The organism is Streptomyces sp. NBC_00224 (assembly GCF_041435195.1).
Classification (GTDB): domain Bacteria; phylum Actinomycetota; class Actinomycetes; order Streptomycetales; family Streptomycetaceae; genus Streptomyces.
Window position 1 is genome coordinate 7,352,760 of record NZ_CP108106.1, and the last position, 24,358, is coordinate 7,377,117.

Consider the following 24,358-nt stretch of genomic DNA (forward strand, 5'->3'; position numbering starts at 1 on the left):
ATGACGTCCGTAGCGCCGAACCCTGAACTTGTCATCGGATTGAGCCCGTTAGGCCTGCCCGACCCGCGCCCGGTCGCCGCGGTCCGCCGGGCCGGAGGACTCGGAGTGCTGGATCTCGGGGCGGGCGACCGCCGTGCCAGAGAGGCGCTCGCGCGCGTACGGCGCTGGACGGCGGACGCGTTCGCCGTCCGGGTCGGGCCGTCCTGCGCACTGACGCCGGAGGAGGTGGCCGAGGAGTGCGGCGGCGCCCTCCCGTCCGTGGTGCTGCTCGCGGCCGACGCGGACTGGAAAGTCAGTCAACTGGCCGATGAATGCCGGGTGTTGGCAGAGGTCGGGAATCGGGAGGAGGCGCGCAGGGCCGCGGCGGACGGCGCGTACGGGCTCGTGGCGCGCGGCAGCGAGTGCGGCGGCCGCAGTGGCGAGCTGAGCACGTTCGTCCTCCTCCAGGCGCTGCTCGCCGACCCGGCGTACGACCTGCCCGTGTGGGCCTGCGGGGGCATCGGTCCGCGTACGGCGGCGGCGGCCGTGGTCGGTGGCGCTGCCGGGGTCGTCCTCGACACCCAGCTGGCCCTGCTCGCCGAGTCCGGGGTCCCGGACGAGGCGGCGGCCGCGCTGCGCACGATGGACGGGTCCGAGACGAGTGTCGTCGACGGCGTCCGGGCGCTGCGGAACGCACGCACAGGCATCCAACTTCCCGTCGGCCAGGACGGTTTCCTCGCCGCCCGGTTCGCCGAGCGGTGGGGCACCGTGGCCGGAGCCGTGCGCGGGGTGCGTGAGGCGATTCTGGCCGCCGTGGGCGACCCGGCCGTGGCGCGGACCCTGGCGGCGGGCTCCGCGATGGCGGACGCGCTCGGCACCCGGCTGCCGGTCGTGCAGGGCCCGATGACCCGGGTCAGCGACCGGGCGGGCTTCGCGGCGGCCGTGGCGCGCGAAGGGGCGCTGCCGATGCTGGCACTCGCCCTGTCCGACGGCGAGCAGAGCCGCGCCCTCCTCGAACGGACCCGCGACGAACTGGGCGAACGGCCCTGGGGCGTGGGCATCCTAGGCTTCACGGACAGCAGGATCAGGGCGGAACAGCTGGCGGCCGTACGGGCGGTCCGGCCCACGCACGCGATCATCGCCGGGGGCCGCCCCTCCCAGGCGGCCGATCTGGAGGCGGCCGGAATCAAGACGTTCCTGCACGTGCCGTCGGCCACGCTGCTCACCCAGTTCATTGACATGGGCATGCGTAGGTTTGTCTTCGAAGGCGCCGAATGCGGCGGACATGTCGGACCGCGCAACAGCTTTCCGCTCTGGGAAGCACAGCTGGCGGTGGTCGAGGATTACGTGGCTCGCGCGCCCGGCACCGCGGGCGACTTCCAGGTGCTGCTCGCGGGCGGCATCCACGACGAGCGCTCCTCGGCCATGGCCGCCGCGCTCACCGCCCCGCTCGCCGCGCGCGGGGTCGCGGTCGGCGTCCTGATGGGCACCGCGTACCTCTTCACGGCCGAGGCGGTCGAATGCGGCGCGATCCAGCCGGTGTTCCAGCGCCAGGTGATCGCCGCCGGGGCCACCGCGCTCCTGGAGAGCGCCCCGGGCCACGCCACCCGCTGCGTCGCCAGCCCGTACACCGCCGACTACGCGGCCGCCCGCGCGCGCCTGCACGCCGACGGCACCCCCGGCCGCCAGGCGTGGGAGGAGCTGGAGCGGCTCAACATCGGGCGGCTGCGGATCGCCAGCAAGGGAGTCGAGCGGGAGGGCGGCGGGCTGCGGCCCGTCTCCGAGCAACGCCAGCTGGACGCGGGGATGTTCATGGCCGGGGAGGTGGCCGTGCTGCGCTCGGCGGCCACGACCGTCGGCGCGCTGCACGACGCCGTGAGCCGGGGCGCCGCCGACTTCGCCGAGCGGCGCACGGCCGAGCTGCGTGAATCCCTCGGCACGGCCGAGGACGTCGTCGAGGAGCCTGCCGCGCAGCCGCTCGACATCGCTGTCGTGGGGATGGCCTGCATGTTTCCGCAGGCCCCCGATCTGGCCACGTACTGGGCGAACGTCGTCGGCGGAGTCGACGCGGTCACCGAAGTCCCCGCCGACCGCTGGGACCCGGAGATCTACCACGACGCCACGGGCGAGCGCGCGGGTACGACCGCGTCGCGGTGGGGAGGCTTCCTGCCGCCGATTCCCTTCGACCCGTTCGCGTACGGCATCCCGCCCGCCTCGCTCGGCAGCATCGAACCCGTGCAGCTGCTCGCCCTCGAAGCGGCCCGGCGGGCGCTGGAGGACGCCGGGTACGGCGACCGGCCCTTCGACCGCTCCCGTACGTCCGTGGTCTTCGGGGCGGAATCCGGCAGCGACCTGTCCGGCGCGACCACCCTGCGCACGGTCCTGCCCGCCTATCTGGGGGAGATACCGCCCGCCGTCGAGGAGCAGCTGCCGAAGCTCACCGAGGACTCCTTCCCCGGCATGCTCGCCAATGTCATCGCGGGCCGGATCGCCAACCGCCTCGACCTCGGCGGCGCCAACTACACGGTCGACGCCGCCTGTGCCTCCTCGCTCGCCGCGCTCGACGTCGCCTGCAAGGAACTCGCCTCCGGCACCAGCGAACTGGTGCTCTGCGGCGGCGCCGATCTGCACAACGGGATCAACGACTACCTGCTGTTCTCGTCGGTGCGCGCGCTGTCCCCGACCGGCCGTTCCCGCACGTTCGACGCCTCCGCCGACGGCACCGTGCTCGGCGAGGGCGTGGCCTGCGTCGCGCTGAAGCGCCTGGCCGACGCCGAACGGGACGGCGACCGCGTCTACGCCGTGGTCAAGGGCATCGGCAGCGCGAGCGACGGACGCTCCCTCGGGCTCACCGCGCCCCGGCCCGAGGGCCAGCGGGCCGCGCTGGAACGGGCGTACCGGGCGGCCGGGGTGTCACCCGCCCGGGTCGGCCTGGTCGAGGCACACGGCACCGGGACCGTGGTCGGCGACCGCACCGAACTGGCCACGCTCACCGCCGTGTTCACCGAGTCGGGCGCGGCGCCGGGCGGCTGCGCCCTCGGCTCGGTCAAGTCCCAGCTGGGCCACACCAAGTGCGCGGCGGGCCTGGCGGGCCTGATCAAGGCGGCGATGGCCCTGCACACCGGCATCACCCCGCCCACCCTCCACCTCCAGCAGCCGAACGCGGCCTGGGACCCCGCGACCAGCCCCTTCGCCTTCCACGCCGAGGCCCGGCCGTGGGCGGCCCCGGTGGCCGAACGGATCGCCGGGGTCAGCGCGTTCGGCTTCGGCGGCACCAACTTCCACGCGGTGCTCACCGCCCACGACACGGACGCGCCACCGGCCCAGGGGTACGAGGAGTGGCCGGCCGAGCTGTTCCTGTTCCGGGGCGCGGACGCGGCGGCGGCCGGACGGGAGGCGCGGTGGCTGTTGGGCGAGCTCGGAGATCCGGGCGAGCCGGGTGAGCCGGGCACGGGCCTGCGGCTGCGGGACGCGGCGCTGGTGGCGGCCCGGCGCGCCGAGACCCGGCCCGGTCCGGTGCGGATCGCGGTCGTCGCGGAGAGCGTGGACGAGCTGCGCGGGCTGCTGCGGAAGGCGGGGGCCGGGGAGCGGGAGCGGGGGGTGTGGCTGGCGGACGGGTCCGGGGCGGTCGGGCTCTCCGGCGCGCCCGGGACGGATGCGCCCGGGACGGACGCGCCCCGAGGCAGTGCCCTCGGAGCCGACCCGAGGGTCGCCTTCCTCTTCCCCGGACAGGGCAGCCAGCGGCCGGGCATGCTCGCCGAGCTTCTCGTCGCGTTCCCGGAGGCCGCCCAACTGGTGCGGCAGGGCGGGGCGTACGCCCATGCGCTCTATCCGCCGAAGGACTTCGACCCGGGTGCGGCCGACCGCCGGCAGGAGACGCTGAAGGACACCCGGATGGCACAACCCGCCCTGGGAATAGTCGGGTTGACGGCAAGTCACATACTGGAGTGGGCAGGCGTACGGCCCGACATGGCGGGCGGGCACTCCTACGGGGAACTGGTGGCCCTGGCGGCAGCCGGATCCCTGACCCCGGACGCGCTGCTCGATCTGAGCGCCCGCCGGGCCGAGTCGATCCTTGATTCGCTCGGGGAGGACCCCGGCGCCATGGCGGCGGTCACGGCCGCCCCCGCCGAAGTGGAGCGCGCCCTCACCGAGGCGGGGCTGAGGGACCGGGTCGTCGCCGCCAACCGCAACGGCCCCCGGCAGACCATCGTCTCGGGCCCCACCGCGCTGGTGGACGAGGCGATGGACCACCTCCGGAGCGCGGGACACCACGTGCGGCGCCTCCCGGTCGCCTGCGCCTTCCACAGCCCGCTGGTCGCCGGTGCGGGCGAACGGTTCGCCCCGGTCCTGGCCCGGCACACGGTCAGGGCACCGGAGTTCCCGGTCTGGGCCAATCGGACGGCCGCCGTCTATCCGGCCCGGCCCGATGGCGTACGCGCCGAACTGGCCGCGCAGATCGGTTCCCCGGTGCGGTTCGCCGAGCAGGTCGAGGCGATGTACACGGCGGGGGCACGCATCTTCGTCGAGGCGGGCCCGGGCACGGTGCTCACCGGCCTCGTCGGCCAGATCCTGGGCGACCGCCCGCACCTGGCGGTCGCCTGCGAGCCCCGCCCCGGCGCCGGGCTGCGCGGCCTGCTGGAGTCGCTGGCGCGGCTCGCGGTCGCGGGTGTGCCGGTACGCGCCGGGCGACTCCTCCAGGGCCGGGGCGCGGTGACGGCGCGGCCGGAGCCGCCCGGCTGGACCGTGGACGGCCAACTGGTCCGCACCCGCTCCGGCGACCTGCTGCCCGGAGCCCTGCAACCGGCCCGACGGGTCAGTCTGGAGACGAGCACGGTGACGCGCGACAGCGACGCCCAGCACGAACTCATCGCGGACTTCCTGCGCACGACGCGCGAGCTGGTGGCGGCCCAACGGGACGTGCTGCTCACGCACTTGGGGGCGACGGGCGCCGCCGCCTCCCCGCCACCGGTCCCTCCTCGTACGGACGCCGCTCCGCAGGCCGTGCCCCTGGCCGTGTCCCCGGCCGCGTCCGAGGAGGCCCCGCCCGCTGAGGCTCCGCGTCCGGTCGTGGTGGACATCGAGCAGGCCGTGCTCACCGTCATCAGTGAACGCACCGGCTATCCGGCCGACATGATCGAACCCGATCTGGACCTCGAAGCGGACCTGAGCATCGACTCCATCAAGCGCACCGAGATCGTCGGCGAGCTGGCCCGCCACCTCGCGGGAACCCGTACGTTCGACGACGCGGAGATGGAGGAGCTGTCCCGGGCCCGTACGGTCGCCGCGATCACGGCGTGGATCGCCGGGAAAGAGCCGCCCGAGCTGATGCCCGAGCCGAAGTCCGAGCCCAAGCCCGAGCCCGCGACTGCCGAACCCGAGCCGGTCCACGGCGTCGCCCCGCGCCGCTTCCTCCTTGAGGAGACGCCCCTCGACCTGCCGCCCACCCTGCCGGACGCCTCCCTCCACGGCAGGCGCTTCGCCCTGCTCGGGGGCGGTGCCACCGCCGAGGAACTGGCGGCCCGGCTGGTGGACAGGGGAGCGGAGGCCGTCGCGTACGACACCGACCGGCGGCTCGACCCGGCCGACGGCCCCCTCGACGGGATCTTCCACCTGGGGGCCGTCGTCCCCGCGGCCCCGTCGGACGGCGGCGGGGCGCTGCTCCCCGGGGCCTTCGAGGTCTTCCGGGCCGCCCTGCGCCTCGCACCCCGGTGGCTGATCTGCGGCAGGACCGCGCCCGGCGCCGGAGAGGACGCGGGGGCGGGCCTGCACGGGCTGTTCCGGACCATCGGGCGGGAGTACGGCGACATCGCCGCCCGTGTCGTGGACCTCGACCCGGCGGCCACGGCCGGGCAGCGGGCCGACTTCCTGCTGGCCGAGCTGTGCGCCGAGGACCGTGCCCCCGTCGTCGTGCGCACCGCCGCCGGGCGGTACGGGTACGCGCTCGTCGAGCGCGGCCTCGGCGGTCTGGCGCGGACCGGCGCGGGGCCCGCCGGGGACGGGGCCGCCGAAGCGGCGGCGCTCGGGCTCGACCGGGACTCCGTCGTCGTACTCGCCGGGGGCGCGCGCGGCATCACCGCCGACTTCGCCCTGGCGCTCGCGGCGGCCTCCCACTGCCGGATCGAGCTCCTCGGCAGGACCCCGCTGCCCAGCGCACCCGAGGACCCGGAGCTCGCGGGCGCCGCCGACGCGGCCGCACTGCGGGCGCTGCTCGCCGCCCGGGGCGACCTGGCCCCCGCCGCCATCGAGCGCGAGGTCAGGAACGTCCTCGCGGGCCGTGAAGTCGCCCACACCCTCGACCGGTTGGGACGGCTCGGCAGTCCCGCCGCGTACCGCGTCGCCGACATGTGCGACGGCGGGGCCGTGGCCCAGGCCGTCAAGGAGATCCAGGCGGAGCACGGGCGCATCGACGTGGTGGTGTACGCGGCGGGTGTGATCGAGGACCGGCTCATCGAGGAGAAGGACCCCGAGTCGTTCCGGCGGGTGTACGCGACGAAGGTGGACGGCGCCCGCGCGCTGCTCGACGCCGCGTCCCAGCTGCCCCACGGCCCCCGGACGGCCGTGCTGTTCGGCAGCGTCTCCGCCGTACTCGGCAACCGGGGGCAGTGCGACTACGCCGCCGCCAACGACGCGCTCGCGGGCCTCGGCGAGCGGTGGGCGCGGCGCACCGGGCGGCGGGCGCTGACCGTGCACTGGGGGCCGTGGGCGCCGTCCGCGGTGCACGGCGGCATGGTCACCCCGCACCTCGCCCGCGAGTACGCCCGGCGCGGTGTGGCCCTCATCGACCGCGAGGAGGGGGCGCTCGCCCTGCTGCGGGAGCTGGCCTGGGGCGACGAGTCGGCCACGTCCGTCGTCTACACGGCATCGGGTTGGTGAGATGACCGACGACAGGCAAACCGTGGGGGAGCGTCAAGTCCCCGTCGCCATCGTCGGCATGGCGGTCCTGCTGCCCGGCGCCAAGGACCTGGACGCGTACTGGCGCAACCTCGTCGACGGTGTGGACGCCGTACGGGAAGTGCCCGAAGGGCGCTGGGACCCGGTGTACTACCGGCCCGGCGACCCCGGCGGCGCCGCCGACCGGATCTACTGCCGGCGCGGCGGCTTCGTCGACGGCCTCGCCGAGGTCGACGCCGCCCGCTTCGGCATCATGCCGAGCTCGGTCGCGGGCACCGAGCCCGACCAGCTCATCGCGCTCTCGGTCGCGGCCCGGGCGATCGCGGACGCGGGCGGCGAGGAGCGGCTGCCCGAGCGCGGCCGCGTCGGGGTGGTCCTGGGCCGGGGCGGATACCTCAACCCGGGCCTCGTCCGCCTCGACCAACGGGTGCGCACCGCACACCAGTTGACGCACACCCTGGGCGAGCTGCTGCCCCACCTCGCCCAGGACCAGCTCGACCGGGTGCGGGCCGCCTTCACCGAGACGCTGGGGCCCGAGCACCCGGAGTCGGCCATCGGGCTCGTCCCCAACCTGGCGGCGTCCCGCATCGCCAACCGGCTGGACCTGCGGGGCCCGGCGTACACGGTGGACGCGGCCTGCGCGTCCTCGCTGATCGCGGTCGACCAGGCGGTCGGCGAACTGGCCTCGGGCCGCTGCGACCTGATGCTCGCGGGCGGGGTCCACCACTGCCACGACATCACGCTGTGGAGCGTCTTCGCCCAGCTGCGCGCCCTCTCGCCGAGCCAGCGCAGCCGCCCTTTCCACGCGGCGGCCGACGGCATCCTCATCGGCGAGGGCACCGGTGTCGTCGCCCTCAAGCGCCTCGCGGACGCCGAACGCGACGGCGACCGCGTATACGCGGTGATCCGTGGCACCGGCGTCGCGGGCGACGGCCGGGCCGCCGGGCTGATGAACCCCGACCCGGGCGGCCAGACCCGCGCGGTCCGCCACGCCTGGCGGGCGGCGGGCCTCGACCCGCGCGACCCCGGCTCCCTCGGCCTCCTCGAAGCCCACGGCACCGGCACCCCGGCGGGCGACGCGGCCGAACTGGCCACCCTGGCCGAGGTGTTCGGGCCGGGCGTGGAGGGCGCGGCCGCGCCCGTCATCGGCTCGGTGAAGTCGATGATCGGCCACTGCATGCCCGCGGCGGGTGTCGCCGGACTGGTGAAGGCGGCCCTCGCCGTGCACCACGCGACCCTGCTGCCGACCCTGCACTGCGAGGATCCGCACCCCGCCCTCGCCCGCACCCGGTTCCGCCCGGCGGCGGTCGCCCGCCCGTGGGAGGGGCCGCTGCGCCGGGCCGCCGTCAACGCGTTCGGGTTCGGCGGGATCAACGCCCATGTGGTCCTTGAGCAGGCACCGGGAGCCGTGCCCGCCCCGCGCCGGGCGGCCGTGCGCGAACCGGAGCGGGTGCTGCGGCTGAGCGCGGACACGGCGGAGGGCCTGGCGCGGCTCCTGGACGCGGACGACGCGACGGTACGGGAGCGGGGCGCCGCCCCGTATCCGCAGGACACGCGGGGAACCCCCGCCGCCCGGCTCGGCATCGTCGATCCGACCGCCAAGCGGCTGGCGCTCGCCCGTCGGGCGGTGGCCCAGGGCCGCCCGTGGCGCGGCCGCAGCGACGTGTGGTTCGCCCCGCGCCCGTTGCTCGGGACGGCGGGCGGGGGCAAGGTGGCGTTCGTCTTCCCCGGTCTGGAGGCCGAGTTCGCGCCCCGGGTGGACGAGGTGGCCGAGCACTACGGGCTGCGGCTGCCGGGCCGTACGTACACCGAGGCGACCGATGTCGCCCGGCACGGGCTCGGCGTCCTGCGCGTCGGCCGGGTCCTCGACGAAGCCCTGCGCGTGCTCGGCGTCCGGCCCGACGGGGTCGCCGGACACAGCGTCGGGGAGTGGACGGCGATGATCGCGGGCGGCATGTTCGCGGCCGGCGAGGCGGACGACTTCTTCGCCTCCTTCGACCCCGACTCGCTCCGGGTGCCCGGGCTGGCGTTCGCGGCGATCGGCGCCCCGGCGGCCCGGGTGAGCGAGGCGCTCACCGACTGGCCTGATCTCGTCCTCTCGCACGACAACTCGCCCGGCCAGTCGATGGTGTGCGGCCCGGAGCAGCCGGTCGAGGAGTTCGCGGCGAAGCTCCGGGCCGAGCGGGTGATCTGCCAGGTGCTCCCGTTCCGCTCCGGCTTCCACACGCCGATGCTCGCCCCGTATCTGGGCCCCATGAAGCGGGGAGTGGACGCGGCGGAGATCCTCCCGCAGCGCGTGCCGGTCTGGTCCGGCACCACGGCGGCCCCGTTCCCGGCCGACCCCGACGAGGTCCGCGCCCTGTTCGTCCGCCACCTCCTGGAGCCGGTACGGTTCCGGCCGCTCGTCGACGCCATGTACGCGGCGGGCTTCCGCGCCTTCGTCCAGGTGGGCACGGGCCGTCTGACCTCGTTGATCGACGACACCCTCAAGACCCGCGACCATCTGACGCTGTCCGCCAACTCGCCCCGGCGCGGCGGGCTCGCGCAGCTGCTGCGCGTGGAGACGGGGCTGTGGGCGGAGGGGTACGCGCTCTCACCCGCCCGGCGGGCCGGGCCGCGCTCCGCCACCGCCCCGATCCCCCTCGACCTGGGAGCCGCGCTGGTCCCCCTCGACCCCCACCGCCTGGAGGAGTTACGTGCCGAGCTGAGCCCTCGTACCGGGGGAGGGGTGGAACACCCCATATCCACCAGCCTGTTGGGGGAGCCGCTCACCCGCCGCCACCCCGTCGCCGCCGAGCTCGACGCGCTGATGCGGGAGACGGCGGACAGCGTGAAGGCCGTACTGGAGGCGGCGACGGTCCCGCCGAGGCCGACCACCGGCACCCCGGCCGCACCGCGACCCGAGCCGGCCACCCCACCCCTCGAACACCGCACCCGGCTCCGCGTGTCCACCGCCGACATGCCCTACCTCCTCGACCACTGCTTCTTCCCGCAGCGGCCCGGCTGGCCCGATCCCGCCGACCGGCACCCCGTCGTCCCCGCCACCACCGTCCTGCACCATCTGATGGCCGCCGCCGAGCGGGCCGCGCCCGGGCACCGGGCCGTCGCCGTCCACGACGTGCGGCTGGAGAAGTGGGTCAACGCCATTCCGGCCGTGGACGTGACGATCACCGCCCGGCCGGAAGGCCCCGGGCGGTGGGCCGTCGCGTTCGGGCCGTACGCCCGCGCGAGCGTCCACCTGGCCCCCGCCTATCCGGCCCCGCCGCCCGCGCCACCGCTGGACGCGGCCGACGAGCGCCCGCCCGGCATCGCGGCGGCCCAGCTGTACGAGGACCGGTGGATGTTCCACGGGCCCGCCTTCCAGGGCGTCACCGCGCTGCGAGGGATCGGCCCCGGCCACGTCCGGGGCACGATCACCACACCATCCGCGCCGGGCGCGCTCCTCGACAACGTGGGCCAACTCCTCGGCTACTGGCTGATGTCGACCCACCCCACCCGGACCGTGATCTTCCCCGTCGCCCTGGCGGCGGCCCGCTTCTTCGGGCCGCACCCGCCCACCGGCACCCCCGTCGACTGCCACGCCGTCATCACCTCGCTCACCGAGGACACCCTCCTCGCCGACGTCCGGCTCACGCTGCCCGACGGGACGGTGTGGGCGGAGCTCTCGGGCTGGCGCGACCGCCGGTTCTCCGGGCTCGACGCACGCAGGTCCGGCGGCTACCCGGAACACCTCGCCCTCGCCGAGGCCCGGCCCGGCGGCTGGTGCCTGCTGCGGGACGTGTGGCCGGACCTGGCCTCCCGCGACCTGCTGATGCGCATGCAGCTCGGCCGGGCCGAGCGCGAGGCGTACGAGACGAGACCGCCGCGCGGCCGTCGGCAGTGGCTGCTCGGCCGGATCGCCGCCAAGGACGCGGTACGGCGGTGGCTGTGGAAGCGCGGCGAGGGCGCGGTGTTCCCGGCCGAGATCGAGATCGTGAACGAGGAGTCGGGGCGACCCCGTGCCGTGGGGGTGCACGGCCGTACGCTCCCGGCGCTCGACCTGTCCCTCGCCCACCGGGGTGATCTGGCCGTCGCTCTCGTACGCCCCGCGCGCCCCGGCGCGTACCCGAACGGCGTCGGTATCGACATCGAAGAGATCGCGGACCGCACCCCCGAGACCCACCGCGTCGCCCTCGGCCCCCGCGAACTCGGCCTCCTCGACCGGCTCGTCACCGGGACCGGGGAGTCCGAGGCCCTGTGGTTCACCCGGTTCTGGGCGGCCAAGGAGGCCGCCGCAAAGGCGAAGGGCACCGGGTTCGGCGGGCGGCCGCACGCCTTCGAAGTGACCGACGCGGCCCCCGGCGTGAGCGGTGAGGCACCCCACTCCCTCACCGTCACCGTCGACGGCCGCCCCCACCACATCCATTGCACGCTCGTCGACCCCACCCATGTCGTGGCCTGGACCACGTCTGCGACGCCCCTCAAGGAGAACACCCAGTGACCACCAGCGAACGGCCGCCCGGCCCCGTCCCGCTCGCCCCGCCGGACGAGGAGCAGGTGCTGGCCGAGATCGCCGGGCTGATCGTGGAGGTGCTCGGGGACTACGCCCCCGACCCCGCCGACATCCGCCCCGAGACCCTGTTCGGCGACGATCTGGAGTTGGAGAGCATCGACCTCGTCATGCTGTCCGGACATCTCCAGGAGCGGTACGGCGAACAGGTCAACTTCGCCGAGTTCGTGGCTTCTCTGGAGATCGACGAGGTCATCGCGCTGTCCGTCGGACGGCTCGTCGACCATGTCCTGCACAGCCTCGGCGCAGCCCCGGAAGCGGGAGCCGCTCCATGGTCATGATCCGCGCGAACGGTCTCGGCCTGCACGTCCAGCGGCTGCGCCCGCCCCACCGACGGCCGGACGCGACCGTGGTGTTCGTCCACGGCGCCTTCATCGACAGCCTCGCCAGCTACTACTTCACCCTCGGCCCCAAGTTCGCCGAGGCCGGGTTCGACGCCGTCATGTACGACCTGCGGGGACACGGCCGCAGCGAACGCCCGCCCAGCGGCTACGCCCTGGAGCACTTCACCGCCGATCTCGACGCACTGCTCGACGAACTGGGCATCGCCCACCCCGTCCACCTCGTCGGCAACTCCTTCGGCGGCACCGTCGCCCTCGACTTCGTCGTCCACCGGCCCGATCGCGTCGCCACCGTCACCGTGGTCGAGTCGGGGCCCGCCAGCCGGGCCTGGTCGCACACGATGACGTCCGCCCTGCGCCACGCCGGGGACATGGGGGACGACGAGGCGCTGGTGTGGTTCACCGAGCAGTACGGGACGCTCTCCTCGACCCGGACCGGCGACGCCCGCCACGACGCGCACATCCGCCGCCTGGGCCGGGCCGCCGCCAAGCTCGTACGCGCCACCACCATCGCCGAGGACATGCCCACCGGGCGGGTGCTCACCGACGAACAGCTGGGCGGGGTGCGCTGTCCGGTGCTGCTGGTCAACGGGCAGGAGGGGCTGGTGGCGGCCGAGTCCGCCCGGCTGCGGTCGCTGCTGCCGCACTGCCGGGTCGCGGTGGTGCCGGGGCAGAAGCACTCGGTCCTGGTCGAGGCCTCCGACGCGGTCGGGCGGCTCGCCCTGGACTGGGTCCGCGAGCACGCCGGGGCCGCGCCCGAGCCCAGTGGACCGCGGCCGGTCCGGTGAGCCGCTTCCTGTTCGTGGTGCCGCCGCTGACCGGCCACATCAACCCGGCGGCCGCCGTCGCCGCCGAGCTGACCGCCCGGGGCCACGAGGTGGCGTGGGCGGGGCGGCCCGCGATCGTCGAGCGGCTGGTGGGGGAGCGGCCCCGGGTGTACGGGTGTGCCGGGCCCGACCACCTCGCGGGACGGCCGCCGCAGCTGCGCGGAGTGGCGGCGCTGAAGTTCCTGTGGGCCGACTTCCTCGGCCCGCTCGCCGAGGCGATGGCACCCGGGGTGGCGGCGGCGATCGCCGCGTTCCGGCCGGACGTGGTGGTGGCCGACCAGCAGACCGTGGCGGGCGCCCTGGTGGCGGAGCGGCTCGGCGTACCCTTCGCGACCTCGTCGACCACGTCGGCCGAACTCACCGACAGCATGGCCGGAATGCCGGGCGTGCACAGCTGGCTCACCGGGCTGCTCGGCGAGCTGAGACAGCGCATCGGCGATCCGGCCGCCACCCACGACCCGCGCTTCTCCCCGGCCCTCACCCTCGCTTTCACCACCCCGGAGCTGACCGGCCCGTACACCACGCCCCAGACGGATCTGCGCTTCGTCGGACCGGCGCTGGCCGCCCGGCGCTCCGCCTCCGGGGACTTCCCCTGGCAGTGGCTGGACCTGGCGCCGGGGACGGCGGCCGTCCTGATCACACTGGGGACGGCCAACACCGACGCGGGCGGCCGCTTCCTCACCGAGGCCGTCGCGGCGGTCCGGGCCCGCACCGGCCGGCTGCGGGCGGTGGTCTGCGACCCCGGCGGGCTGCTCGGGGCGGTGCCGACCGGGCCCGAGGTGCTGGTCAGGGCGGAGCTGCCGCAAGTCGCCCTGCTGGAGCGGATGTCGGCGGTCGTCTGCCACGCGGGGCACAACACCGTCACCGAGGCGCTGTGGCACGGGGTACCGCTGGTGGTCGCGCCGATCCGGGACGACCAGCCGGTCGTGGCGGCCCAAGTGGTGGGCGCCGGGGCCGGGTTGAGGGTGAAGTTCGCGCGGGCGGGGCGCGAGCAGATCGGCGCGGCCCTGGACGCGGTGGTGACCGAGCCCGGCTACCGGGACGCGGCCCGACGCGTCCGGGACGCCTTCCGCGCCGCCGGCGGCGAGTCGGCCGCCGCCACGCACCTCGAAAAGCTCGCCGCCGCGGCACCCGTCGCGGCACAACCCCGATAGAGCCCGACAGAGAGGGACGCACATGCCCGACAGCGAACGGATCGCCGACCTCCGCCCGTCGTACCAGGACGAGCTGGCCCGTGGCACGGGCCGCTTCTTCCTGCCGGCGCGCACCGACTGCCCGTGGTGCCTGGGCACTGACCTGCGCCGCAAGTTCCGCACCACGGACCTCATCCAGGGCAAACCCGGCGAGTTCGTCCTCGACCAGTGCCGCGGCTGCGGTCACATCTTCCAGAACCCGCGGCTGAGCCAGGAGGGCCTGGACTTCTACTACCGGGACTTCTACGACGGCCTCGGCGCGGAGACCACCGCCAAGATGTTCGAGGGCAACGGCAGCAAGAAGCGGTTCCGGCGCAGCGCCCGGGCGCTGCGCCGGGTCGCCCTGCCCGGCCGGTGGCTGGACGTCGGCACCTCGCTCGGCCACTTCTGCGCCACCGCCAAAGAGGTGCTGCCCGACACCAGGTTCGACGGTCTCGACATGGGCGAGGGCGTCGAGCTCGCGGCCAAGGAGGGCCGGATCGAGGAGGCCTATCGGGGTCTCTTCGTGGACGTCGCGGAAGAGATGGCGGGCCGCTACGACGCGGTCAGCATGTTCCACTACCTGGAGCACACCCTCGACCCGCATCGCGAACTCGCCGCCGCGCACCGGGCGTTGGCGCCAGGCGGCCATCTGCTGATCGAGGTCCCCGACCCCGAGTCGCTGTCGGGGCGGCTGCTCGGCCGGCTCTGGCTGCCCTGGTTCCAGCCCCAGCACCTGAACCTCGTCCCGATGGGCAACCTGTGCCGGCGGCTGCGCGACCTCGGCTTCACCGTCGAGGTGGCCGAGCGGCGCGACGCCCACATCCCCGCCGACCTGGTGTGCGCCACCTGGTTCCTGTTCGACCGGCTGCTGCCGCGCGACGACGCGCCCTGGCGGTCCCGCCGCCCAGGCCGCGCCGCACGGGCCGTCCGGTTCGCGCTGGTGTGGGCGGCCGTGCCGGTGCTGATCGCGGTGTACGGACTCGACCAGCTGCTCAACCCGCTGGTGCGGCGGACCCGCTTCTCCAACGCGTACCGGGTGATCGCCCGCCGCGACGGGTGAGCGCGCCGGTCACCCGCCCGACAGCACCTGGGCCAGGTCGTAGCGGACCGGTTCCTCCAGCTGGGTGTACGTACAGCTGTCGGGGGACCGGTCCGGGCGCCAGCGGCGGAACTGGGCGGTGTGCCGGAAGCGGTCGCCCTCCATGTGGTCGTAGGCCACCTCGCACACCCGCTCCGGCCGCAGCGCCACCCACGACAGGTCCTTCTTGCCGGTCCAGCGGCTCTGCGCGCCCGGCAGCCGGGCGCCCTCGTGGGCGGCCTCGTCCAGCCAGGCCGCCCAGGGGTGCCCGCCGCCCACCGGGTCGTCCATCAGGAGCGGCGCCAGCTCCTCGACGAGCTCGGCCCGCCGCTTCATCGGGAAGGCCGCGCAGACGCCGACGTGCTGGAGGGCGCCGGAGCCGTCGTACAGGCCGAGCAGGAGCGAGCCGACGATCGGGCCGCTCTTGTGGAAGCGGTAGCCCGCCACCACCGCGTCGGCCGTGCGCTCGTGCTTGATCTTGTACATCAGCCGGGCGTCCGGGCGGTAGCGCAGATCGAGCGGCTTGGCCACCACCCCGTCGAGCCCGGCGCCCTCGTACCGCTCGAACCACTCCTGGGCCTCTTCGGCGTCCGTGGTGGCGGGCGCCAGGTGCACCGGCGCCGTGACGCCCTCCAGGGCCCCGGCCAGGGCCGCCCGGCGCTCGCTCAGCGGGGCGTCGAGCAGCGAGTCGTCCCCGAGGGCCAGCAGGTCGAAGGCGACGAAGCTGGCCGGGGTCCGCTCGGCCAGCAGGTTCACCCGGGAGGCGGCCGGGTGGATGCGCTCGGTGAGCCGGTCGAAGTCGAGGCGGCCCTCGTGGACGATGACGATCTCGCCGTCCACCACACAGCGCTGCGGCAGCCGCTCCTTGAGGGCCTCGGCGAGCTCGGGGAAGTAGCGGGTCAGCGGCTTGCCGTTGCGGCTGCCGATGACGATCTCGTCGCCGTCGCGGTGCACGATCGCACGGAAGCCGTCCCACTTCGCCTCGTACTGCATCCCGGGCGGAATCCTGGCGACCGACTTGGCGAGCATCGGCTTCACGGGCGGCATCACCGGCAGATCCATGCCATTGATTCTCACCGGACTGTGCCGATATGCGCCATTTGCGGCTCACGCCTACCGTGGCCTGCATGGGCACGAGCAAGGGCGAGGCCGTCGAGCTGGACGTGGCCGGACGGGCCGTCCGGCTGTCCAACCCGAACAAGGTGTACTTCCCGGAGCGCGGCTACACCAAGCTGGACGTGGCCACGTACTACCTGGCCGTCGCCGACGGGATCACCCGCGCCCTGCGCGACCGCCCGACCACCCTGGAGCGCTACCCCGACGGCGTCGACGGCGAGTCCTTCTTCCAGAAGCGCGCCCCCAAGAACCTGCCCGAGTGGATCCCGACCGCCCGTATCTCCTTCCCCAGCGGCCGCCACGCCGACGAGATCTGCCCGACCGAGCCCGCCGCCGTCCTGTGGGCCGCCAACCTGGGCTGCCTCACCTTCCACCCGTGGCCGGTGCGGCGCGAGGCCACCGACCACCCGGACGAACTCCGCATCGACCTGGACCCCCAGCCCGGCACCGACTTCGACGACGCGGTCCCGGTCGCCCACGAACTGCGCGCCCTGCTGGACGAGTCGGGCATCCGGGGCTGGCCCAAGACGTCCGGCGGCCGTGGCATCCACGTCTTCGTCCCGATCGAGCCCCGCTGGACCTTCACCGAGGTGCGCCGCTGCGCCATCGCCCTCGGGCGCGAGCTGGAGCGGCGCATGGCGGGGAAGGTCACCACCGCGTGGTGGAAGGAGGAGCGCGGCGAGCGGATCTTCGTGGACTACAACCAGACGGCCCGCGACCGCACCATCGCCTCCGCGTATTCGGTCCGCCCCAAGCCGCACGCCCCGGTCTCCGCGCCGCTGCGCTGGGACGAGCTCGACGACGTCCACCCCGAGGACTTCGACCTGAAGACCATGCCCGCGCGGTACGCCGAGGTGGGAGACATCCACGCGGACATGGAGGACCACGCCTTCGGCCTGGAGCCACTGCTCGAATTGGCCGCCCGCGACGAGCACGAACACGAGCTGGGCGACATGCCGTACCCGCCGGACTACCCCAAGATGCCGGGGGAGCCCAAGCGGGTACAGCCGAGCCGCGCCAAGAAAGAGTCCTAGGCCCGCATCGCCCCTAGAGCTCCTTGATCCGGATGTCGCGGTACGAGATCACATCCGTCGCACTGTGCACCTGGAGCCCGATGTAGCCCGCGTCGAAGCGGCGCCCGTCCGTGCCCGGGTCGTCGCTCCTGGGCGGTGCGAACACCTGCCCGCCGGTGTTGTCGAACTCGTTGATCAGCACACCGTTGCGCAGCACCGAGTAGTGCTGGCCGACCACCCGGATCTCGTAGTCGTTCCAGGTGCCCTTCGGGGTGACGCCCGCCCCCGCCAGGCCCACCCGGTCGAAGCCGTAGACCGAACCCGTCTTGTACATGTCGCCGTCGGGGCGGTCGAGGACCTGCACCTCGTGGCCGTACTTGATGGCGACCCACTCGGGGCGCGGCTCCTCCGGATGGTCGTGGACCCAGGGGAAGCGCACGAACACCCCGCTGTTGGCGTTGCCGGTGCCCGGGGCGTCGTCCCGCCAGCGCAGCTTCAGCGAGAAGTCCTCGTACGTGCGCTGCGCGAACCACAGCATGCCGAGGCCGTCCTTCGAGGTGCCGCTGGTCATCGAGCCGTCGGCGTTGAGCGCGAAGGAACCGCCGCCCACCTGCTGCCACTTGTCGAACGACGTCCTCGTGCCGTCGAACAGGTCGCGGTAGCCGGTGTGCTGCCCCGGCGCGCCGATGCCCGACTGCCGGGCGGCCGTCCGGATCCGCTTCTGCTCGCGCTGGTCGATCAGCCCCTCGGCCACGAGCTTCGCCAGCACACCGTCGACGTGCTTGAGGAAGAGCGCGGTCGACGACCAGTCCTTCTCGTCCTCGATGAGCTCGCCCACGGTGCACCGGTTGCGCGCGACCCGGTTCGGCACGCCCGAGTCGACCGTGCCCACGATCACCGTGAGGCGCTCGTCGTGCTCGGGGCAGTGCGGCGCCGGGACCCCGCCGCCCTCCGCCACGGTGAACGCCGTCCGCGCGGCCGGCGAGGTGTTGCCCGCCTTGTCGCTCGCGCGGTACGCCACGGTGTGGCGGCCCACCCGGTCGACGACCACGGGCGCGGAGTACGCGAGGTAGGGGCCCTCGTCCAGCGAGTACTCGATCTTCTCGACACCCGACTCGGTGTCGCTCGCGCTCACCGTCACCTTGGCGCTGTCGAGGTAGGCGCCGTCCGAGTTCTTCGCGCCGCTCACCTCCACCCCGGTGGTCGGCGGAGTACGGTCCCGCACCGGCGGTGCCACCACCGTGAACGCGGCGGTCTTCTCGGCCGCCGTGTTGCCCGCCCGGTCGGCGGCCCGGTAGCGCACCCGGTGCGCGCCCGGCTCGTGGACCATCACCGGCCCCGCGTACGGCTGCCAGGCGGCGCCGTCCGCGAGCGCGTACTCGATGGAGGCGACGCCCGACCCGGTGTCGGAGGCGGAGACGGTGACCGTCGCCATGCCCACGTACGCGCCGTCGGCGTCGGTCTCGCCCGTCACCGTCGCCGAGGTCTCCGGCGGCGCCTTGTCGTCCGTCGGCGGCGCGGCCACCGCGAACGTCACGCTCTTCTCGGCGGCGGTGTTGCCCGCCTTGTCGGTCGCCCGGTAGCGCACGGTGTGGCTGCCGAGCTCATGGACCATGAACGCCGTGGTGTACGGCTGCCAGGCGCCGTCCGCGAGCGCGTACTCGACGCGGTCGACGCCCGACCCCGCGTCGGTCGCGGTCAGGGTGACCGTGGCCATCCCGATGTAGGCGCCGTCCGTGTTCCGGTCGCCGTCGACCTTCGCCGCCGTCTCGGGCGCGGTGGTGTCGCCGCCCCCGCCGTCCGTGACGGTCAGAATCCCCTGCATCTGGCCGTGGCCGGGAATGGTGCAGTGGTAGAGGTAGCGGCCCGGCGTCAGAGTGACCTCGGCGGTGTGCCGGCCGCCCTGGTCGTCGGCCGGGTTGGCGAGGATGTTCAGCGGTACGTCGTGGTTGTACTCGGGGTCGGAGACGTCGAACGTCAGGGTGTGCGGCATGCCGGTGGTGTTGCCGGTGGCCCTGCTGTTCTCGAAGACGACCGTGGCCTTGCCCGCCACGGCCGTGGCGGGCGCCGAGGTGTACTTGGTGATGTCGTCGCCCGCCGTCCAGGTGAGCACCTGATCGGCCGCGACGGCTCTGCGGGCGGCCGGTGTTCCCTGCGCCCCGGCCGGGCTCAGCCCGACGACCAGCAGCAGCGCGGTGAACAGCGCGGCCCACACTCCCGGCGCCTTGCGGAGTCCGCTCACCGTGCCGCCCTCCTCGCCAGTGCGGAGGCGGCCGGAGTCGCGGCGCCGCCCTGGTAAGTGATGTGCCACAGTGCCGACTTGGCGTCCGAGGTGAAGAAGCCGCGCCCGTAGTCGAGGACGTACAGCGAGCCGTCCGGGGCGAACTTCCAGTCCATCAGATTGCGGATGCCGTCCGCGCCCACCGGGATGATCTTCTTCAGCGACTCGGCGTGCACCGGAAGCCCGCCCCTGCCGACCGTCTTCGGGTCGGTGAGGACCGCGTGGCGCGGCTGGTCGCCGTCGTAGAAGTCGCCCACGAACCACTTGCCGTCCCAGTACGCGGGCCATGCGCCGGGCCCGGCCGAGGCCGCGTCGTACCGGTAGACGGGGCCGTTCATGGTCGCCTGCCCGCCGCCCTTGAGCCACGGCAGCAGCAGCTTCTGCTCACTGGTCCGGTAGCTCGGCACACCGGCCGCGTCGCGCGGATAGTCGGGGCCGCCGCCCTGCGGCGAGTACCAGATGGTGTTGCCGGTGACCGGCGGCAGGTTCACCAGGCCGTCGTTGTTGGGCGACTCGTTTTTGGGGTGGTCGCAGTCGTACCAGCCCAGCGGCTTGGCCGGGTCCGGCAGATTGCGGTCGCGGTAGGGCTGCTTGTTGCCCATGCAGTACGGCCAGCCGTGGTTGCCCGCCCGGGTGATGGCCGCGAACGTGTCGTACTTGGCCGGGCCCCAGGTCGTCGACGGCTCCCCGGCGTCCGGGCCGACCCATCCCGCGTACAGGACGTCGGTCGACTTGTCGACGAAGATGCGCGCCGGGTTGCGCACGCCCATCACATAGATCTCCCCGCGCGTCCTGCCGCCGCCCTCGTCCGGCTCCTCGCCGGTGAAGAGGTTGCCCGCCGGGAGCGTGTAGCTGCCGTCGGGCTCGGGGTGGACGCGCAGGATCTTGCCGTTGAGGTTGTGGGTGTTCCCGGCGGTGCGGCGGGCGTCCGCGAACGAGAGGCCCTTGTAGCGGGGCTCGGGGTTGTTGCCCGAGTAACCGTCGCTGAACCGCGAGGAGTTGTTGTCGCCGGTGGCGATGTAGAGGTTGCCTTTGGAGTCCCAGGTCATCCCGCCGCCCGCGTGGCAGCAGCTGTGGATCTGTACGGGCCAGCTGAGCAGCACTTTCTCGCTGCCGAGGTCCAGTTTGTTGGTGGCGAGATCGAGCGTGAAGCGGGAGACGCGGCGCTCGCCCGTCTGCGTGTCGCGGTTGATCCGGGAGTGCGGGGTGTAGTGCAGATACACCCAGCCGTTCTGCTCGAACTTCGGGTCGAGCTCGATGCCTACCAAGCCCTCCTCGACCTTGACCAGTTCGTCGCCGCCGCCCTTGTTGCCGAAGACGGTGAGCGCGCCCGCGAGGGTCACCTTGCCCGTCTTCGGGTCGTAGACGTGGATCTGGCCCTGGCCCTTGCCGACGTCGGGGCTGTTCCAGTCGGTGACGACCGGCGCGCCGGCGTCGCCGCCGCCCCGGCCGATGTAGAGCACCCGTCCGTCGGGCGCGACCACCAGGCCGTGCGGCTCGCCGATCTGGTCGGACTGCCCGGGCTGGTTGGGCTTGGTGACGCGCTCGGCCGTGTAGTTGGCGTCGATGGTGGCCTTGCAGTCCGCGCGCGAGAGACGGGTGGTCCACTGGAGGGCGCCGCGCAGATGCGCGCGGAAGTCGGTCTCGTCGAAGGAGGAGACCGTACCGCCCATGGCGGTGTAGAAGGACCGGCCGCCGTCGTAGTCGCGGCACCAGGAGACCGGGTGGTCCCAGCCGTTGGCGCCCTCGCCCGGTCTGTACGTCAGCTCGCGCACCCGGGCCACGGTGTGCACCTGGCCGGACGGGTTCCTGGCCCAGTTGAACCACCGGTCCGGGCGCTTCCACTCCAGTGGGAGCGAGGCGGTGGCCGGGTGGCGGCGGTCGCCGACCTCGACGACGGCCCGCTGGACGTCGGCCGGGCTCTTCGCGGGCCGGGCGCCCACGAGCCCGGTGAACCAGTCCGAGTACGGCTCGGTGCGGGCCGCGTCGTGGATGCCGAGGAAGCCGCCGCCCGCCTCCATATAGGCCTCCAGGCCCGCCTCCTGCTCGGGGTCGAGCACATCGCCGCCGCCGGTCAGGAAGACGACGGCGTTGTAGGTGCCGAGCCGTGCGGCACTGGTGAAGACCGACGCGTCGGCGCTCGCTTCCGTCCTGAACCGCCCCTCGGCAGGGCCGGTCCGGCCGATCCGCTCGATCGCCGCGATACCCGCGTCCACGGTCGGGGACTCGTCCGTCGCCGAGGCGTGGAAGACCAGCACCTTGACGTCGGCGCTGCCGGGCGGCGACGGCACGGACAACGTTGTCGCGGGGTGTACCCGCTGCGGTCCGGGCTGGTCGGGTGTCGGCGTCGCGGCCGCCGGTGTCGTACCGCCGCCGAGCAGGGACGCGGCCAGGGCGCCGGCCGCGAGGGCCATCGCCGGGCCGTGCCGCCGTAAGTGCCGGGATCTCGACCTCTGGTGTGGTGCGCGGTGCATGTGGTCACCCACCCCTCGTTGGTCACAGCAACAGCGGACGAAGCTAGACCTCTTTCGACGGTTCGCCAAGAGATAAGGCTCGATGCGGACCAACTTTGTCCTGGATGTGGATAAACGAAGATCCTCCGGCTACGGTACGGGCGTCCCGGGGGCCCCAGAGGCCCCGTCAATCTCCGTACGGATGTGGGGAGTTCGGCATGGACAGACGCGGGTTCAACCGCCGGATGCTGGCGGGCGGGGCGATGGCGGCGACCGGGGTGACATCGTTGTCGACGACTGCCGCCCGGGCGCCGGAGGCCGTTGCGGCCGGGGACCCGCCGCCCAGGACCGCACCGACGGGCGGCCAGGTCCGCCATCTGCGGCTGTACGCCGAGGAGATGGCGGGCGGGGGCATGGGCTACGGCCTGGAGAAGGGCCGCGCGACCGTGCCGGGCCCGCTGATCGAGCTCGTCGAGGGCGACACCCTCCACGTCGAGTTCGAGAACGCCCTGGACGTCCCGGTGAGCCTGCACGCGCACGGCGTGGACTACGACACCGCGAGCGACGGCACGGCGCTCAATCGCAGCGCCGTGGAGCCCGGCGGAACCCGGACGTACACCTGGCGCACCCACGCTCCCGGCCGCCGCGCGGACGGCACTTGGCGGCCCGGCAGCGCGGGCTACTGGCACTACCACGACCATGTGGTGGGCACCGAGCACGGCACCGGCGGCATCCGCAAGGGGCTGTACGGCGGGGTGGTGGTGCGGCGCAAGGGCGACGTCCTGCCCGACCGCACGTTCACCGTCGTCTTCAACGACATGACCGTCAACAACAGGCAGGGCCACCAGAGCCCGGACTTCCGGGCAACGGTCGGCGACCGCGTCGAGTTCCTGGTGATCACGCACGGCGAGTACTACCACACGTTCCACATCCACGGGCATCGCTGGGCGGACAACCGGACGGGCCTGCTGACCGGCCCGGACGACCCGAGCCGGGTGATCGACACGAAGATCACCGGCCCCGCCGAGTCGTTCGGCTTCCAGGTCCTCGCGGGCGAGCACGTCGGCGCGGGCGCCTGGATGTACCACTGTCATGTACAGAGCCACTCCGACATGGGTATGGCCGGGCTGTTCCTGGTCGCCAAGCCGGACGGCACGATTCCGGGGTACGACCCGCACGACCCGCACGACCCGCACCACTAGGGCCTGCCGTTACGCGGTGGGCGGGCGGCGCTCGGCCGGGGGCAGCAGCAGTATCTCCAGGGCCTGGGCGCACGCGCGCGCCTGCGCCAGGAACCAGGCGCCGCGCTCGTCCGCCATCACCGTGGGCGCCGCCCGCAGCGAGAGGGCGAAGCGGGCGTGGCCGGAGCGGTCGAGGACCGGCACGGCGAGCGTGCGCGTCCCGTACGCGCTGCCGTACGCGCCGATGGGGGCCGTCTCGCTCTCCTCGCGCGCGAAGCCGTCGGCCCGTACGTCCGCCAACTCATCGTCCAGGGCCGCCACCTCGTCCGGCCGGGGCCAGGCGAGCAGCACCCGGCCCGGCGCGGTCGAGCGCAGCGGGCGGCGCAGCCCGGCCATCGGGGGAACCGGGCCGCCCGCGACGGTCACCACGTGCGGGCCGCTGCGCAGCGCGAGGTCGGCGGCGGCGCCGGTCCGCGCGGCCAGGTCGGCCAGCTCGGGAGCGGCCAGGTGCAGCCCGCGCTGGTGGTACGAGAGGCGGCCGAGCTCGGTCATGGCGGGACCGAGCCGGTAGCGCGCGGTCCGCACGTCCTGCTCCAGGAAGCCCGCCCCGACGAGCGTCCGGGCCAGCCGGTGCGCGGTGGAGACGGGTAACCCCAGCCGCCGGGAGAGATCGGACGCGCTGAGTTCGGGGCCGTTGTCGTGGAAGGAGTGCAGCACCTCCAGGGCGCGCTGCACGGCCTGCGCGCCGGTCGGTGTGCGCACCGTGGTGGCGTCGGTCATATCGGCTCCCTGCCGGGTCGTGATCGTCGAAGGCACCACACTACGGCCGGGCCATCTGGTCGCTCAGGGCAACGGCAAAGGCGGCCGGAACCGCTCCGGCCGCCGTCCTGATCAAGAGCGAGCCGCAGGGCGGGGCGGGGGAGTGGACGGGCGGGGCGCGTGCGGTCGAGGGGCTTCGCGGCAGCCGTAATCGGCCAAAGATCGCGTGGTGGGAGGTGATCGCTTGACGCGGGCGGCGCGGGGCGTTCAACGATCATTGACCGGACGTTGATCTGGCCGGTCCAGCATGGATGTCATGTCGATCAACACCACCATCGCCGGGCAGGAACTCGCCTGGCAGGAGACCGCGTTGTGCGCCCAGGCGGGGCCCGAGTTCTTCTTCCCCGCTCCCGGGAGCTCGACGCGGGAGGCCAAGCAGCTCTGCGGCAGCTGTGAGGAACGCCAGGCCTGCCTGGAGTACGCGCTGGCGAACGACGAGCGGTTCGGCGTCTGGGGCGGCCTCTCCGAGCAGGAGAGACTCCAGCTCCAGCGCAGCCGCGAACTCCAGCGCAGCCGGGCCTGACAGACCGAGCCACGAACCCGGCCGCCTCAGGAACGGCCGGGTTCCGCCGGCGGACGCGCGTGCCCGTTTCGGGGGCGGGCCGCGCGTCCGCGCTCTGGCACGTCCGGCCCCGGCGGGTCATGCTGGGCG

General features: G+C 74.0%; 13 protein-coding genes. 9 read left to right on the top strand and 4 right to left on the bottom strand.

Annotated elements, in window-relative coordinates; genetic code table 11:
* The 6 genes from OG965_RS32810 to OG965_RS32835 are packed head-to-tail and all read left to right on the top strand — an operon-like array spanning position 1 to position 14,825.
* Positions 1 to 6,855: an SDR family NAD(P)-dependent oxidoreductase gene (locus OG965_RS32810; RefSeq protein ID WP_371655677.1), complete on the top strand. Its 6,855-nt coding sequence runs from the start codon at positions 1 to 3 to the stop codon at positions 6,853 to 6,855.
* A 1-nt stretch (position 6,856) separates the two neighbouring features.
* Positions 6,857 to 11,353 (top strand): beta-ketoacyl synthase N-terminal-like domain-containing protein, encoded by a 4,497-nt coding sequence (locus OG965_RS32815; RefSeq protein WP_371655678.1) that lies wholly within the window; start codon positions 6,857 to 6,859, stop codon positions 11,351 to 11,353.
* Complete coding sequence (locus OG965_RS32820) at positions 11,350 to 11,703, top strand: phosphopantetheine-binding protein (RefSeq protein WP_371655679.1); 354 nt, start codon at positions 11,350 to 11,352, stop codon at positions 11,701 to 11,703. The genes OG965_RS32815 and OG965_RS32820 overlap by 4 nt, the downstream gene beginning before the upstream one ends.
* Positions 11,694 to 12,551: an alpha/beta fold hydrolase gene (locus tag OG965_RS32825; RefSeq protein WP_371655680.1), complete on the top strand. Its 858-nt coding sequence runs from the start codon at positions 11,694 to 11,696 to the stop codon at positions 12,549 to 12,551. Before OG965_RS32820 ends, OG965_RS32825 begins: the two co-directional genes overlap by 10 nt.
* Entirely contained in the window at positions 12,548 to 13,744 is a 1,197-nt protein-coding gene (locus tag OG965_RS32830; protein ID WP_371655681.1) for a glycosyltransferase, read from the top strand. Before OG965_RS32825 ends, OG965_RS32830 begins: the two co-directional genes overlap by 4 nt.
* A gap of 22 nt (positions 13,745 to 13,766) precedes the next feature.
* Positions 13,767 to 14,825: a class I SAM-dependent methyltransferase gene (locus tag OG965_RS32835; protein WP_371655682.1), complete on the top strand. Its 1,059-nt coding sequence runs from the start codon at positions 13,767 to 13,769 to the stop codon at positions 14,823 to 14,825.
* A 9-nt stretch (positions 14,826 to 14,834) separates the two neighbouring features.
* On the opposite strand, the gene OG965_RS32840 is transcribed toward OG965_RS32835, so the two are convergent.
* On the bottom strand, positions 14,835 to 15,905 hold the full coding sequence (locus tag OG965_RS32840; protein ID WP_371655683.1) for an ATP-dependent DNA ligase: 1,071 nt from the start codon (positions 15,903 to 15,905) through the stop codon (positions 14,835 to 14,837).
* A 65-nt stretch (positions 15,906 to 15,970) separates the two neighbouring features.
* On the opposite strand from OG965_RS32840, the gene ligD reads away from it, so the two are divergent.
* On the top strand, positions 15,971 to 16,993 hold the full coding sequence (ligD, locus tag OG965_RS32845) for a non-homologous end-joining DNA ligase (RefSeq protein ID WP_371655684.1): 1,023 nt from the start codon (positions 15,971 to 15,973) through the stop codon (positions 16,991 to 16,993).
* A gap of 13 nt (positions 16,994 to 17,006) precedes the next feature.
* On the opposite strand, the gene OG965_RS32850 is transcribed toward ligD, so the two are convergent.
* Together OG965_RS32850 and OG965_RS32855 are read right to left on the bottom strand one after the other, a co-directional pair.
* Positions 17,007 to 19,214: an OmpL47-type beta-barrel domain-containing protein gene (locus OG965_RS32850; RefSeq protein ID WP_371655685.1), complete on the bottom strand. Its 2,208-nt coding sequence runs from the start codon at positions 19,212 to 19,214 to the stop codon at positions 17,007 to 17,009.
* Positions 19,211 to 21,727 (bottom strand): ThuA domain-containing protein, encoded by a 2,517-nt coding sequence (locus OG965_RS32855; RefSeq protein ID WP_371655686.1) that lies wholly within the window; start codon positions 21,725 to 21,727, stop codon positions 19,211 to 19,213. Before OG965_RS32855 ends, OG965_RS32850 begins: the two co-directional genes overlap by 4 nt.
* Positions 21,728 to 21,924: 197 nt before the next feature.
* Here OG965_RS32855 and OG965_RS32860 point away from each other — a divergent pair, with 197 nt between their 5' ends.
* Positions 21,925 to 22,908, top strand: coding sequence for a multicopper oxidase domain-containing protein (locus OG965_RS32860; protein ID WP_371655687.1), 984 nt, complete (start codon positions 21,925 to 21,927; stop codon positions 22,906 to 22,908).
* A 9-nt stretch (positions 22,909 to 22,917) separates the two neighbouring features.
* On the opposite strand, the gene OG965_RS32865 is transcribed toward OG965_RS32860, so the two are convergent.
* Entirely contained in the window at positions 22,918 to 23,667 is a 750-nt protein-coding gene (locus OG965_RS32865; protein WP_371655688.1) for an IclR family transcriptional regulator, read from the bottom strand.
* 295 nt (positions 23,668 to 23,962) lie between these two features.
* Here OG965_RS32865 and OG965_RS32870 point away from each other — a divergent pair, with 295 nt between their 5' ends.
* Positions 23,963 to 24,229: a WhiB family transcriptional regulator gene (locus OG965_RS32870; RefSeq protein WP_371655689.1), complete on the top strand. Its 267-nt coding sequence runs from the start codon at positions 23,963 to 23,965 to the stop codon at positions 24,227 to 24,229.
* Positions 24,230 to 24,358 lie beyond the last annotated feature (129 nt).